Source organism: Allobosea rubneri, assembly GCF_032464875.1.
In the GTDB taxonomy this organism is placed as follows: domain Bacteria; phylum Pseudomonadota; class Alphaproteobacteria; order Rhizobiales; family Beijerinckiaceae; genus Allobosea; species Allobosea rubneri.
On sequence record NZ_JAWDID010000038.1, the window covers coordinates 39841 to 53961 of the forward strand.

Genomic DNA, 14121 nt, shown 5'->3' on the forward strand with positions numbered 1-14121 from the left:
ACGGGCAATGACCGTGATCAGTCGCGTCGCGATCGCTCTCGTGGCGGTGCTGTCGGCGGAGGGCGCAGCCATCGCTGATCCCGCCGCTTCGGTATCCGCAGAAGTTCCGCCTTCCGTTGTCCAGGCCATAAGGGATTTCGAAGCCAAGCCGGTCTTTGCCCATATGAGCTGGGGCATCCACCTCGTCGATCTTGCGACCGGCAAGGTGTTGATCGATCAGGCCGGGAACAAGTCATTGCTGCCAGCCTCGGTCATGAAGACCTACAGCGTCGCGACCGCCCTTGACCTCTATGGCGCCGACTACCGTTTCCGGACCTCGGTCTATAGGCTCGGCACCGTCAAGGGCGACGTGCTCGACGGAGATCTCGTCCTCGTCGCGTCCGGCGATTTCAGCTTCGGGCTCCGTGAGCAGCCCAACGGCAAGCTGGGCTTCAACAGCCTGCCGGAGGTCGACCACAACACCACCTATACCGGCTTCCCGGGCGGCGCCTATGTCAGGAACAGCGATCCGCTCGCGGCGCTCGATGCCCTGGCCGCGCAGGTCAAGGCCGCGGGGATCCGCGAAATCACCGGCGATGTGATGATCGACGATCGTCTCTTCGAGACCTATCGGGGGTTCCCGTCCGGGCCGATCGCTCCGATCTGGGTCAACGAGAACGTCATCGATATCATGGTGACACCGACGAAACCCGGCGAGAAACCCAAGGTCGATTGGCGTCCGAAGAGTGCTGCCGTCACCGTCGAGAACGAGGTCACCACGGTTGCCGGCACGGCCGGGCCGCTCGAGGTGACGACACAGGGTGGCGGGGTGGTTCGGGTCAGCGGAAAGATCGCTTCGGACGGGCCGCCGATCCTGACGATGTCCCAGATCGCCGATGCCACTGGCTTCGCGCGCACCGTCTTCATCGAGGCGCTGGTGCGGGCCGGGGTCAGGGTCGCCACGCGTCGACCCGGCCCCGCCGGGTCGCTGCCCGTTGCCGGCGCCTATAGCGCCGGCAACCGGGTGGCGGAACACGTCTCGCCGCCCCTGTCCGAGTTCGTCAAGGTGATCCTGAAGGTGAGCTACAACCGCGGCGCCGACCTCATGGTCTGTCTTGCGGCGGTGAAGGCCGGAAGTCGCGATTGCGGCGAGGGGCTGGCCGAGATGCTGAAGCTGCTCGCCCGGCATGGCGTTTCGTCAACCGGAACCTATGTCTTCGACGGTGCCGGAAGCAGCCATAACAGCCGGACGACGCCGTCGGATCTCGCAACCTTCCTCAGGGAGATAACGACCACCCCCTGGGGGAGCGCCTTTCATGATGGCATGGCCGTTCTCGGTGTCGACGGCTCGCAGGCGCTGAATGGCGCGGGATCGCCGGCGGCCGCGCAGGTTCGGATCAAGGACGGCGACATGGTCGCCGGAAGTGCTGCCGGGCAACTTGTCGCGCTTGCCACCACCCAGACGGGATACATCGCTGCCAAGAGCGGACGCCTGCTTGTCTATAGCCTGATGGTCAACAACATCCCCTTCCTGTCGCTGCAGGACTACTCCACCGCCCGGGCCGATGTGGCGGCCGTCGTCGTCGCGATCCAACAGGGCTATTGAAGCGACCGGAGATCGTCATGCCCTCTGCAGCACGCTCCCGCTCATGTCTTTCCCTGGCCACGGCGCTCATCCTCATCACTGCGGACGCATCGGCTGCCGAAGGCTTTTCGGGCTCGGTCGACATTGGCGCTGGCCGCAGGATCTACCTCGAATGCAGAGGCACCGGGTCGCCGACGGTCATGCTGATCTCGGGCAAGGGGAACGGCGCTGCCGACTGGAGCGAAACCCTCGCTCCCGCCGACCCGATCCACAAGGCCGATTATGACGCCTTGGCCTGGGGAAAGGGCACTCTCCGCAGGAGCGAATCGGCGGTCTTTCCGATGGTGTCGCGCTTCACCCGTGTGTGCGCCTATGACCGGCCTGGGGTGAGGCTGGACGGGCCGGATCAGTCCACGCCGGTCGCCCAGCCGCATCCGGCCGACCAGGCGGCCGACGATCTCCATCGGCTTCTGACGGCAGCAGGCGAACCCGGCCCTTACGTTCTGGTCCCCCATTCCTACGGCGGGCTGATCGCCGCACTTTTTGCACGGACCTGGCCCGACCAGGTCGGCGGCCTCGTCATGGTCGACGCCGTGACGCCGCTGATGCGCGAGGTGGCAAGCCCGCAGCATGTGGCGAAATGGGACGCACTCAACAGGACGTCCGTACCGGCGGCTCCCGAGGCCATCATGCTCCTCGATGCCTTCGCCAAGATCGACGCCGCCGCTCGACCGCGCGAAGTGCCGGCCATCGTGCTTGCCAGCGACAAGCCATGGCAGCCGCCATCGACCCAACCGGAGGGCGACCCAGCCGGCGGCGTCTCCTTCGCGGACTGGAAGGCGTCGGAGACGCTGCTCGCAACGTCACTCGACGCCAGGCTCGTCACGAACACGAACAGCGGCCACAACATTCATGCCTATTCGCCGCAACTGGTGATCGATGCGATCCAAGAGGTCGTGGATGCCGTGCGCGCGGGCAAAGCACGTATCAAGCCCTGAAGAACCCTCATCCTACCGTCCCACTCGGCCTCATCGGCTCTGCCCGACCTTTGCGAGCCGCAGCCGGCCGGGTGATCACGTGACAACTCGTCAATATGGCCGCCTGCTCGATGGATGGCGTGCCCTCGTCGGCCTGGATCCAGCGCTCTATGGTACGCACAGCCTTCGGCGGACGAAAGTTGCCTTGATCTACAAGCGCACCGGCAACCTTCGTGCCTGCCAGTTGGTGCTGGGGCACTCCAAGCTGGAAAGCACCGTCCGTTACCTCGGCATCGAAGTCGATGATGCTTTGTTCCTGTCCGAGCAGACGGACCTATGACTACACCAGCGCGACGGGCACCGTCGCGCTGGACTCTCTAGCCTGCGGTCGCGGGATCTCCCGCATGTCCGCAATGGGTCTCGCGACCCGGCCACGTTCGCTTTCCGGGCTTCCCTGAATGTCTGGAGATGGCGCATTCAGGCGGTGACGCTGATGCCGTCGACGGCGCGGAGGCGAGCGATGGCAAAATCCGTGAAGGCCCTGATCACGGGCCGCATGTACCGCACCGATGGATAGGCAAGGAATGCTTCTGTGGACTTGATGTTGTAGCCGGGCAGCACACGAACGAGCCGCCCCGCAGCGAGATCATCGGCCACAAGGGGATGCTGCACTGGCCCGACACCGCGGCCGTCGCACAACGAGGCAATCAGCACCTGTGCATTGTTCGTCCGAAGGATCGGGCTCACACGCACGCTCAAATCACCCTCCTCATGCTGAAGGCTGAGAATCTCAGAGAGCGCCGGAATGGCGCTCGCCATGATGATATCGATTTCCGAGAGGCGCCGAGGGTCGTCCAGCCCGCTGATCTTAGCCAAGTAAGATGGCGCCGCGACGAGAAAGCGCCGAATGAACCCGATGCGACGCACTATGACGTTCCGAGCCTCTGGCCGCCCATAGCGAACCGCCAGATCGAAATCCTCATGCACCAGGTCGATGACGCGGTCTTCGAGGACGAGTTCCATGCTCACACCTGGATGGGCCGCCTGGAAGTCGTTCACAATCGGATGGATGTGCTTCGACCCGATACAGCTTGGGACATGGAGGCGAACCCGCCCCTCGATGACGCCGGCCTCCCGCCGTGAATCTTCCAGCGCGGCATCGATTGCGCCGATGGCCGGCTGTGTGACCTCGTAAAGTCGATGCCCCTGCGGGGTCGGCCGCACGAGCCGCGCCGAGCGCTCCAACAATCGTGCCCCGACATGCGCCTCCAGATTTCGCAAATGCTTGCTGATGGCGGGCTGGGACACGCCAAGGTCGCGCGCGGCAGCGGTCATGGAGCCGCGGTCGACAGTGCGGACGAAGGCGCGAAGAGCGAGCGTGAGATCCATCTATACCATCTGGCTATGATCGTAATCACTGCATAGCCAATGGACATGGCGATTGCGAGGCGCTTCTGTCGGGGTCGTCCCGTATCGAGAGCCGATCTTTACCCATGCCTTTGACCCGTCGTACCGTTCTCGTCGCAGCGCCGACCGTCCTTTCGGGCTGCATCGCCCGGCCGACAGTCGACCAGGTAGGTTTGCTTCCTCCCGCCGTCGATGCAGGCCAGATTGCTATGTACGCCGCTCTCGATGGCGAGCCGTTTCCTGTTCCTGCGGTCGACACATCGGAAATGGACCCGCGCTTCCTCAGGCAGGTCGTGCCGTATCAGACGAGACATTTACCCGGGACCGTCGTCGTCGATCTGGCGCAGAGACATGCGTATCTCGTCGGCGAGAACGGAAGCGCGCTGCGCTATGGCGTGGGCGTCGGCAAGGAGGAGGCATTCAATTTCCGGGGCGCCGCACTGGTCGGTCGCAAGGCTCAATGGCCGCGCTGGACCCCTACGCCGAACATGATCCGGCGTGAGCCGGATCGCTATGGCCGCTTCGCCGGCGGTCTGGCCGGCGGGCCGGATAACCCGCTTGGCCCGCGGGCGCTCTATCTCTACCGGGAAGGCGCCGACACACTCTATCGACTGCATGGAACAGTTGAGCCGTGGACGATCGGCACGATGGTTTCGTCAGGCTGCGTCCGGCTGATCAACCAGGATGTGATCGACCTCTATCGCCGCGTCCCGGTGGGCTCCAGAGTTGTGGTGCTGCCGACGTAAACCGCCCTGCCATCGAGTTCGTTACAAGCCGACGTCTGGCCCGCTGATCGGTCGCTTTCACCGACGTCGCCGACAAGGCCAGTGCCGTCCTTCAATCAGGAAAAGGAGAGAGCCATGCAATGGGAATATCTGGTGGTCGAGAATACTCTGGATGCTGGCGCCCTCGGGAAACTCGGTGCTGACGGCTGGGAGCTCGTTGCAGTCGTCTCTCCGGGCCACTTCGTGCTGCACTACTTCTTCAAGCGAGAGGTCCACATCTGACGGACATCGGTCCGTCAGCACCGCTTTCGAGCGGCCCACAACAGGAGAAATCCATATGGCCCCGCGCGACGCCGTTTTTCCCGCCGGTCGGCAAGATCTCTACACGTCGCAGACCTACTCGGCTGCGATCAGATCAGGCGATCTCCTATTTGTCTCTGGCCAGGTCGGGAGCCGCACCGATGGTTCGCCCGAGCCGGACTTCGAGGCTCAGGTCCGGCTGGCCTTCATCAATCTCGTAGCGACGCTGAAGGCGGGTGGATGCGGGCTCGACGACATTGTGGATGTCACGACGTTTCATACCGATCCCGAACGTCAGTTCGGCACGGTCATGACCGTCAAGGGTGAGGTTTTCCCGCAGGCGCCCTACCCGAACTGGACGGCGGTCGGCGTGAACTGGCTCGCGGGCTTCGACTTCGAGATCAAGGTCATCGCCCGCATTCCGGGCGCCTGATATGCCTGCGCCCGAACCTGCGCTGCCCGGCGCTATCGCCAAGGCGGCGTCCCGGAGCCCGTCCTTGATGTTTTAGATGGGCACCGCGCCAAGCCGATATGGGTCGGAAACGCTCCTTTAGCCTGATCCAGTGACGTCCGCTTCTGGCGCTATCGCGAAGTCAACACCTGACCAGTTCTCAAGGCGTGGGCCCAGTCCGCCCGGCCATTGGCCTCGGCTCGCCTTGCCGCATGTTCCCAATCATAGGCGATGGCGTGGTGCTCGACTGTGACCGCATCCGCTATTTCCACTATGGCGAAACGCGCATCCGGCGCACCGCTTTCCGAGACGTGGATGCTCGGCTCGGTGGCGTGATAGGCCGGGTTGCCGACGCTGCCGGGATTGACGACGACGCGACCATCATCGAGCCGCAGCAGGCGCGGCTGATGGCTGTGCCCGCACAGGATTACGGCAGGGTGGGCGGGCCCGATCAGCGCCTCGACCGCCGCGGGGGTGGCGGCGACCAGGCGTCCGTCCTCGATGGCGTCGAGCAGATAGGTGTCATCGTCCTTGGGGCTGGCGTGAACGCAGCGCGCGCCGCCGATCGTGAGCTCGAAGGGCAGGCCGGCCAGCCAGCCACGCGCCTCGGCATCGAGATTGCGCCAGGCATAGCTGTCGGAGGCGCCGAGACCGTCCGGAGAGGCCGCGCCGAGCGCCCGATCGTGATTGCCGCGCACATGGCTCATCGGCGTGGCGCGCAGCAGCCGCATCGTCTCGGCCGGCCAGAGCGGGCCGGAGGCGCAGTCGCCGAGATTGACGATCCGATCGACGGAGAGCCCGGCGAGGCTGGCGAGCACGGCTTCGAGTGCCGGCAGGTTGCCGTGTACATCGGCGATGACGCCTAGCCGCATGTCGCAAATCCCGAATCTTCAGCCGGTCTTACGCCAGCCAATCTTGTGATGGCGCGTCCCGGGCTTCGCGCCAAGGCCCGGGACGGCCTGCGTTCCGGGCGGATCTGGCCGGACGATCACGCCGCCCAGGGCAGCGACCAGGTCTTGACGTTGGTGAAGGACTTCATGGCCTCGACGACGCCTTCCTTGTAGCCGAGGCCGGAGTCCTTGATGCCGCCGAAGGGCGACATCTCGATGCGGTAGCCCGGAACTTCCCAGAGGTTGACGGTGCCGACCTCCAGTTCCGCGACGAAGCGTTGGATATAGTCGAAGCGGTTGGTGCAGATACCGGAGGAGAGACCGTAGGCGGTCGAATTCGAGATCGCGATGACCTTGGCGATATCGTCGGGCACGCGCACGATCGGGATCACCGGGCCGAAGGTCTCCTCGTGGACGAGCTCGCAATCATAGGGGATGTGGTCGACCACTGTCGGGTGGAACAGCGCGCCTTCCGCCCGCTTGCCGTGGAGGACCTTGGCGCCCTTGGCGACGGCATCGTCGACGCGGGCCTGGAAGAGCGCGGCCGAGCGGGCGTTGATGACCGTGCCGACATCGGTCGCCGGGTCCATCGGGTCGCCGCAGGTGAGCTTTTTCGCCTTCTCGACGACGAGCTTGGCGAAGGCGTCGGCGACACTCTCGACCACCAGGATGCGCTTGACCGCGGTGCAGCGCTGGCCGGAGTTCTTGGTCGCGCCGGTGACGGCGAGTTCGGCCGCCTTGTCGAGATCGGCGTCCTCCATCACGATCAGCGGGTCGTTGCCGCCGAGCTCGAGCACGATGCGCTTGTAGCCGGCCGTATTGGCGATGTGCTTGCCAACCCGGACCGAGCCGGTGAAGGTCACCAGATCGGCATCGGGGTCGGTGATCATCGCATCGCCCATGGTCGAGGGATTGCCGGTGACGACCGACAGCATCTCCGGCGGCAGGCCGGCCTCGTAGAGCACGTCGGCCAGCGCCAGCGCCGTCAGCGGCGTGAGTTCCGTCGGCTTGAGGACGAGTCGGTTATTGGTCGCGATCGCCGGGGCGAGCTTGTGGCTGACCATGTTGAGCGGGTGGTTGAACGGGGTGATCGCCGAGATCACCCCGAGCAGCGGCTGGCGCGTCGTGAAGATCTTGCGGGCCTTGCCGTTCGGCGAGATGTCGCAGGAGAACATCTCGCCATCGTCCTTGATGGTGAGCTGGGCCGCGAAGGACCAGACGTCATAGGCCCGGCTGGCCTCGTAGAGCGAATCCTTCCAGCACAGGCCGGCTTCGGCGGTGATCAGCCGGGCGAACTCCTCCTTGCGGGCGAACAGGAGCTCGGCCGTCTTCTGCAGGATGCGCTGGCGCTCATAGCGGGAGAGCACCGGCTTGAACGCTTTGGCCTTGGCGAAGGCGTCGCGGACATGCTCGGGCCGGGCGGCCGGGATGAGCCCGACGACGCTGTCGTCATAGGGATTCTTGACCTCGACCATGTCCTCGGTCGAGACCAGCTTGCCGGCGATGCGCATCGCCTCGCGCCGCACCGGTGGCTTCACGGTCGCGTTCATCGGTCAGCTCACCAGGTTGAGGGCGACGTCGAAGACGTCGAAATTGCGGAGCGTGCGGCCCTCCGGGACGGTGATCGGCCGGTTGGCGATCATCGGCACGCGCTGCTCGGTGATGCCGCCATGCGAGCGCAGCGGCTCGGTCAGCCCGGAGAGGTCGTGCCGGTCGGGCGAGGTGCCGATCACCTTCTGCCGGGTCGAGATCGCGACGACGTCGCCGATCCGGTCGGCCGGCAGCTCGAAGCGCTCGCAGGCCTCGGCCGCGGTCACCGCCAGCGCGATGCCGTCGAGGCCGGAGATGCGGGCAGCGACCTCTTCCTGGCTGGCGCCCTCGGGCAGGTAGACCGTGGCGAAGGAGCCGAGCGCGCCGTGATGCACCACGTAAGGGTCGGTGATCGGCAGGATCACCCGCATCACGCCCTTGCCGTACCATTCGTCCATCAGGCTCTGCAGATAGACGACATCGGGCTCGCCGTTCGCCAGATGCTTGTCGTTCATGCCGTGGTCGGCGGTGATGACCAGCGTGCAGCCGAGCGCGTCGAGCCTGCCGACATAACCGTCGAACATCGCATAGAAGCTGTCGGCCATCTCCGAGCCCGGCGCCGCCTTGTGCTGCACATAGTCGGTGGTCGAGAGGTACATCAGGTCCGGCTTGAAGCTCTCGAGCAGCTTGACGCCGGCGGCGAAGACGAACTCGGACAGGTCGGCCGAATAGACCGAGGGCACCGGCATGCCGACGAAGTCGAGGACATCAGCGATGCCGTTCTCGGTCTTGTTGGCCTTGTCGGCCTTCTCGGAGGAGAAGGCGATCGCGGTGCCCGATCCGAAGTCGAGGCCCTTGCCGAGCAGGGTCCTGAGCTTGTCCTTGGCGGTGACCATCGCGACCTTGAGGCCGGCCTTCTGGAACTCGGCGAGGATGGTCGGGGCGCGCAGGAAGCGCGCATCGTTCATCATCACCTCTTCCCTGGCCTCGCGGTCATAGAAGAAGTTGCCGGCGATGCCGTGGACCGCCGGCGGGCGCCCGGTGATGATCGAGAGGTTGTTCGGGTTGGTGAAGCTCGGGATCACCGAATAGGCGTGGGTGCTCGCCCCCGTCTTCATGATCTTGTCGAGATTCGGGGTCAGCCCCTTGGCGCTGGCCGCCTCGATATAGGCTGGCTCCGAGCCATCCATGCAGATCACCACCGTCGGGCGAACCGGACGCGCATAACCACGCCCGTTCGCAACGACATCAGAGCCAAGCTTCGAATGCATGTTCATCACGAACTCCTTGGGTCGGCGCCGATCAGCGGATCAGGGCGCGGACGCGGGACGAGACCAGGTCGGCGATCAGGACCATGGCGAGGATCACGAGGATGCAGGTCGCGGTGTCCTGGTATTTGAAGAGCTTCATCGAGGAGACGAGCTCGAAGCCGATACCGCCGGCGCCGACCATGCCGAGCACCGTCGACTGGCGGACATTGGTCTCGAGCCGGTAGAAGATCGTCCCGAGCCAGGCCGGCAGGACCTGCGGCAGCACGCCGAAGAAGAAGGTCTTGAACGGGCCGACGCCGGCCGAGCGAAAGGCCTCCAGCGGCCCCTCGTCGATATCCTCCATCGCCTCGGCGAAGAACTTGCCGAGCATGCCGGCGCCATGGATGGCGAGCGCCAGCACGCCGGCGAAGGGGCCGAGGCCGATCGCCGCGACGAAGATCAGGGCGAGGATGATCTCGTTGATGCCGCGCATGCAGTTCAGGATCTGCCGCGTGGCGTGGTAGATCAGCGGGCTCGGGCTTAAGTTGCGCGCCGCGAAGAAGCAGACCGGCAGGGCGATGACGACGCCGAGCAGCGTACCCCAGACCGCGACCTGAAGGCTTTCCAGCGCCGGCTTCCACAGCCGCTCCAGGAACTCGGGATTGGGCGGCATCATCCGGACGAGGAAGTCCCACATATAGGGAATTCCGTTCCAGAGATTGCTGGCGTTGATCTGCGAGCCGAGCGCGGCCCACCACAGGAAGACGAGGATCGCGAGCGCCAGGAAGCTGACGCCCCACCAGCCGAAGCGACCCTGCGGCGGGCGAAGGACGAGTTGCAAGCTACCGATTGACATGACCGGAATCCTGTCTGGCTCAAGCCGTCGCGACGGCGATCATGGGAGTGGCGGCGGCAGCGGGCTGGCCGACGGGCCGGGGCTTCAGCACGCGACTGATTCCGGGGTCCTCGAGGCCGGGATAGATCTTGTGGACGATCTCCGCCGTCAGATGGTCCGGCGTATCGTCGAAGATCACCTTCCCGCCGCTGAGGCCGACGATGCGCTCGCCGAACTCGACGGCGTAGTCGACCTGGTGGAGGTTGCAGATCACCGCGATGCCTTCCTCCTTGCAGATCGCCTTGAGGTAGCCGAGCACGACGCGGGAGGTCTTCGGATCGAGGCTCGCCACCGGCTCGTCGCAGAGGATCACCGCCGGCTGCTGCGCCAGCGCGCGGGCGATGCCGACGCGCTGCTGCTCGCCGCCGGAGAGTTGATCGCCGCGCGAGTTCGCCTTGTGGGGCAGCTCGACGCGGGCGAGCGCTTCCATCGCGATCTCGACATCGCGTTTGGGGAAGAGCTGCAGCATCGAGAGGAAGGACGACAGGCCGGCCATGCGGCCGACCAGCACGTTCTTCAGCACCGACAGGCGCTTCACCAGGTTATGATGCTGGAAGATCATCGCGACCGGCCGCTGGCCGCCCGCATTGCGCCTGGCGTCGAACACCGTGCCGTCGATCACCGTGCGCCCGGCATCGGGTTGCGCGAGGCCGTTGATGCAACGCAGCAGGGTCGATTTTCCGGCGCCGCTCGGCCCGAGCACGACCAGGAACTCGCCGGCCTTCACCGTCAGGTCGATGCCTTGCAGCACCGGGCGCCCGGCATAGGACTTTTTCAGTCCTTCGATCTTGATCATCTTGCTTTCTCCGTCGGCGCCGGGCGCGGCTACTTCATCTTGCCCAGGTCGAGCTTCAGCGTTTTCGCAGTTTCGCGGATGATGTCGTAGGCTTGGTCGTTGGTCTCGACGAAGCGGTTGAGCTTGCCCTGGTCGGCCCAGGTGATGTCCTTGATGTTCAGGAAGGCCGTCTTGATCTGCTTCTTCAGATCGTCGGGCAGGTTCTTGCGCCAGCAGGTCGGCGATTCCGGGATCGGGTCGGAGCGCCAGACGACCTGGATGTCGGCGGGGTCGACCAGCTTCTTCTGCACGGCGGCATCGAAGATCCGGTCGGCGATGGTCGCCGCGTCGACGCGCTTGTTGGCGACGGCAAGGGCATTGGCGTCATGCGAGCCGGTGAAGAGCACGCGGCCGAAATCCTTCTCCGGGTCGAAGCCGATCTTCATCAGCCCGGCCTTGGGGAAAAGATGGCCGGAGGTCGAGGACGGATCGACGAAGGCGAAGGTCCGGCCCTTGAGGTCCTTGACCTCTTTGATGCCGCTGTCTTTCCGGGTGATGATCTGGCTGTGGTAGAAGGTCCGGCCGGATTTCGCCGTCTCGGCCGTGGCGAAGGCCTCGATCGGCGCGACCGTCGTGCCCAGCACGTAGGAGAACGGGCCGAGATAGGCGACCTCGACATGGCCCGAGCGCATCGCCTCGATCACGCCGTTATAGTCGGCGGCGACGAAGCCCTGCACCTTGATGCCGAGGTTCTTCTCCAGCGCATCCAGCAATTGCTGGCTGGATTCGAGCATGGCGCGCGAATCTTCCGAGGGGATCAGCCCGACACGGACAACCTTCGTCTGGGCCCGGCCGATATGCGGAATGGCTAGCAGGGCTCCCGCTGCCGCGACGGAGCCAGTCATCACCTTCCGACGAGAAATGTTCATGTCATCCTCCCAGATGATCCGGTGGTCTTTGACCTTGCCGGTGAACGCGTGGGCAGGATTGCCCGGATATTCCCTGTTTCAGGCGGCCTTTGCGGCTTGCCTCCCGATGAAGTTGCGGCCGCGTTCGCCTTCGAGCGCCTTACCGAGGAGGCGGTCCCATTCCGCAGCCGAGACGCCATAGGCGGAGGGTGCGGTGTCGACGCCGAGGTTCTTGAGGAAGGCTTCGAGCCGTTCGGCGCCGGCCTCCAGATCAGGCCCGAAAACGCGGCGCAGCGCAGCGTCGCATTGCGGCTGCACGCCCATCGCCCAGCGCATTACCATCGGCAGCGAGAAGGAGCAGGCGATGCCATGGATCGTACCGCTCTTCAGGGTTATGTCGTAGGAGATGTTGTGGGCCAGCGCCGTCTTCGTGTTGGAGAACGCAAGGCCGGCGAGCAGGCTGGCGCGCATCTGGCGCAGCCGCAGCTCGGGATCGTCCAGCCGGTCGAGCAGGCGCGGCAGCGTCTCGATGATCTCGCGGGCGGCCTCGACAGCGTAATTGGCCGAGACGGGATTACTGTTGACGTTCCAGATGCTCTCCAGCGCATGCGAGAGGGCATCGAGCCCGGTCGCCAGCGTCAGCCCGCGCGGCGCACCGATCGTCAGCGCGGGATCGAGCAGGGCGGTTTCGGGATAGAGTCGCGGATGGGCCAGGGAGTACTTGCTGCCATTGGCGGCGTCCCAAACCGTCGCCCAGGAGGTGACCTCGGAGCCCGTGCCGGCTGTGGTCGGAACGGCGATGATCGGGATGATCGAGGCCTCGTCGAGCGGCTTCTTCTCGGTCAGGTGCCGGCGCACGGTCTCGAAATCGCCGTCGCTGGCCGCGAGCACCTTGGCGGCGTCGATCATCGAGCCGCCGCCGAGCGCGACGATGACCTCGGCCCGCTCGGCCGCGCCGAACCGGCGGCAGGATTCGGCGAGATCGGCGTAGTCCGGATTGGTCTCGATATTGGTGATCGACACGACCGGCGCGCCGGCGACCATAGTCAAGCGGGCCGAGAGTTCGCGAAATAGTGGCTGGTCATAGGTGACGAGCGCCCAGCGCCTCCCAGCGATCACCCCGGGGACCTCGTCGAGGAGACCGTTCCCGAACCGGATCTTCACAGGGTTCCAATACGCCCAGTTCATGCGGTCCATCCCTCGTAATGCGCCTTGCCGGCTTTGTTGAGAGATGCTCACAGACCTCCGAGCTCATAACAAATTGATTTTTTGATCCGAATGGATAGTAATTATCTATGCGTTATACGCAGCTCAGGTCCTTCCACAACGTCGCGAACGCGGGCGGCTTCAATGCTGCGGCCGAGGCGTTCAACATCAGTCAGCCGACCCTGACTGCCCAGATCGGCGCGCTGGAGGGGGAGTTCGGCGTCGAGCTCTTCGTCAAACGCGGCCGACGGCGCGAGTTGAGCGATACCGGCCGCCAATTGCTGGCGATCACCACCCGCCTCTTCGCCGAGGAGGCCGAGGCGCTCGCCTTCCTGACCGAGACGCGCGAGCTCAGGACCGGCCGGCTTTCGATCGGCGCGGTCGGGCCCTTCCATGTCACCGAGATGCTCGCCGCCTTCAACCAAGCCTATCCGGGTATCGAGCTGGCGGTGAAGATCGGCAACTCGACCGAGGTGCTCGATGATCTCATAAGCTACCGCTGCGACGTCGCGGTCCTCGCCTATATCGACGAGGACGACCGGCTCCTGACCATCCCCTATCGCCGCCACCCGGTGGCCGTCTTCGTGCGGCGTGACCATCGCCTGGCCGGGCGCCGCAGCGTCCGGTTAACGGAACTGGACGGCGAGCCGGTGATCGCGCGCGAGCGGGGCTCGACGACGCGCCGCGCCTTCGAAAGCGCATTGGCCAAGACGGGCACGAAGCCTCGCCTAGTGATGGAGATCGGCAGCCGCGAAGCCATTCGCGAGGCCGTGATCCGCGGGCTCGGGATCAGCTATGTCTCGGAGGCCGAGTTCGTTCCCGACGACACGCTGCGGCTGATCCCGATCGAGGGTGCGGAGGTCTATACCTACGCGCATGTCGTCTTGCTGAGACAACGGCAAACCAGCCGGATCATCAGGGCCTTTCTTGAGGTCGTGCACCGCACAAGAGGGCTTTCGACGCTCACTTGCGGGGGGATGCCTGAGGCTTCCAACACCGGCGCGCAAGACCAGTGACAGGTATCTCACTCGTGGACCTGCTTCCTGAATCTGGAGATGGACTGGAACTGTCTTGAAGGTCCGGTTCGCGGCGGTGATCCAATGTCAGCTTGTGGCGGATACCGTTGAAAAAGTCGGCCAGCTGAGCGTCGCCGCGGTGTGGCGGATTTGGCCGACTGAGGCTCGCCCTCTCATGCTGGCCTGATCTGAGGTCCATTCGGCAGGAGCTTGGCGAGCTTTCTGAG

Annotated in this window: 14 protein-coding genes and 1 pseudogene; 7 read left to right on the forward strand and 8 right to left on the reverse strand. The window is 65.0% G+C overall.

The annotated features are described in order from the left end of the window. The first annotated feature begins 7 nt into the window (after window positions 1–7). The 3 genes and pseudogenes from dacB to RKE40_RS20865 form a co-directional block, all read left to right on the forward strand. Window positions 8–1585, forward strand: coding sequence for a D-alanyl-D-alanine carboxypeptidase/D-alanyl-D-alanine endopeptidase (gene dacB / locus RKE40_RS20855; RefSeq protein ID WP_316020137.1), 1578 nt, complete (start codon window positions 8–10; stop codon window positions 1583–1585). Window positions 1586–1602: 17 nt separating this feature from the next. After that, window positions 1603–2562 (forward strand): alpha/beta fold hydrolase, encoded by a 960-nt coding sequence (locus RKE40_RS20860; protein ID WP_316020138.1) that lies wholly within the window; start codon window positions 1603–1605, stop codon window positions 2560–2562. A gap of 49 nt (window positions 2563–2611) precedes the next feature. Continuing rightward, a pseudogene (locus tag RKE40_RS20865) lies at window positions 2612–2881 on the forward strand (tyrosine-type recombinase/integrase); the annotation flags it as partial. A 137-nt stretch (window positions 2882–3018) separates the two neighbouring features. Here RKE40_RS20865 and RKE40_RS20870 read toward each other — a convergent pair. Beyond that, a complete protein-coding gene (locus RKE40_RS20870) occupies window positions 3019–3930 on the reverse strand; it encodes a LysR family transcriptional regulator (RefSeq protein WP_316020139.1) in 912 nt (303 codons plus the stop codon). A 104-nt stretch (window positions 3931–4034) separates the two neighbouring features. Between RKE40_RS20870 and RKE40_RS20875 the strand changes: the two genes are divergently transcribed. The 3 genes from RKE40_RS20875 to RKE40_RS20885 all read left to right on the forward strand — a co-directional run bounded on the left by RKE40_RS20875 (window position 4035) and on the right by RKE40_RS20885 (window position 5406). Then, window positions 4035–4694 carry a L,D-transpeptidase gene (locus RKE40_RS20875; RefSeq protein ID WP_316020140.1) on the forward strand — a complete coding sequence of 220 codons (660 nt, stop codon included), beginning with the start codon at window positions 4035–4037 and terminating at the stop codon, window positions 4692–4694. A 114-nt stretch (window positions 4695–4808) separates the two neighbouring features. Continuing rightward, window positions 4809–4955 carry a hypothetical protein gene (locus RKE40_RS20880; protein ID WP_316020141.1) on the forward strand — a complete coding sequence of 49 codons (147 nt, stop codon included), beginning with the start codon at window positions 4809–4811 and terminating at the stop codon, window positions 4953–4955. A gap of 55 nt (window positions 4956–5010) precedes the next feature. Beyond that, window positions 5011–5406, forward strand: a complete 396-nt coding sequence (locus RKE40_RS20885) for a RidA family protein (protein ID WP_316020142.1) — start codon at window positions 5011–5013, stop codon at window positions 5404–5406. Window positions 5407–5555: 149 nt separating this feature from the next. Here RKE40_RS20885 and RKE40_RS20890 read toward each other — a convergent pair whose 3' ends face one another. From RKE40_RS20890 to psrA, 7 genes are all read right to left on the reverse strand, one after another. Next, complete coding sequence (locus RKE40_RS20890; RefSeq protein WP_316020143.1) at window positions 5556–6296, reverse strand: metallophosphoesterase family protein; 741 nt, start codon at window positions 6294–6296, stop codon at window positions 5556–5558. A gap of 116 nt (window positions 6297–6412) precedes the next feature. Beyond that, window positions 6413–7864 carry a phosphonoacetaldehyde dehydrogenase gene (phnY, locus tag RKE40_RS20895; RefSeq protein ID WP_316020144.1) on the reverse strand — a complete coding sequence of 484 codons (1452 nt, stop codon included), beginning with the start codon at window positions 7862–7864 and terminating at the stop codon, window positions 6413–6415. A gap of 3 nt (window positions 7865–7867) precedes the next feature. Further along, a complete protein-coding gene (gene phnA, locus RKE40_RS20900; RefSeq protein ID WP_316020145.1) occupies window positions 7868–9121 on the reverse strand; it encodes a phosphonoacetate hydrolase in 1254 nt (417 codons plus the stop codon). A 25-nt stretch (window positions 9122–9146) separates the two neighbouring features. Further along, window positions 9147–9950: a phosphonate ABC transporter, permease protein PhnE gene (phnE, locus tag RKE40_RS20905; protein ID WP_316020146.1), complete on the reverse strand. Its 804-nt coding sequence runs from the start codon at window positions 9948–9950 to the stop codon at window positions 9147–9149. A 19-nt stretch (window positions 9951–9969) separates the two neighbouring features. Beyond that, on the reverse strand, window positions 9970–10785 hold the full coding sequence (gene phnC, locus RKE40_RS20910) for a phosphonate ABC transporter ATP-binding protein (RefSeq protein ID WP_316020147.1): 816 nt from the start codon (window positions 10783–10785) through the stop codon (window positions 9970–9972). Between the two features lie 29 nt (window positions 10786–10814). Continuing rightward, window positions 10815–11693: a phosphonate ABC transporter substrate-binding protein gene (gene phnD / locus RKE40_RS20915; RefSeq protein ID WP_316020148.1), complete on the reverse strand. Its 879-nt coding sequence runs from the start codon at window positions 11691–11693 to the stop codon at window positions 10815–10817. Between the two features lie 78 nt (window positions 11694–11771). Continuing rightward, on the reverse strand, window positions 11772–12860 hold the full coding sequence (gene psrA / locus RKE40_RS20920) for an iron-containing alcohol dehydrogenase PsrA (RefSeq protein WP_316020149.1): 1089 nt from the start codon (window positions 12858–12860) through the stop codon (window positions 11772–11774). Window positions 12861–12967: 107 nt separating this feature from the next. On the opposite strand from psrA, the gene RKE40_RS20925 reads away from it, so the two are divergent. After that, window positions 12968–13894 (forward strand): LysR substrate-binding domain-containing protein, encoded by a 927-nt coding sequence (locus RKE40_RS20925; RefSeq protein ID WP_316020150.1) that lies wholly within the window; start codon window positions 12968–12970, stop codon window positions 13892–13894. Window positions 13895–14121: the final 227 nt, after the last annotated feature.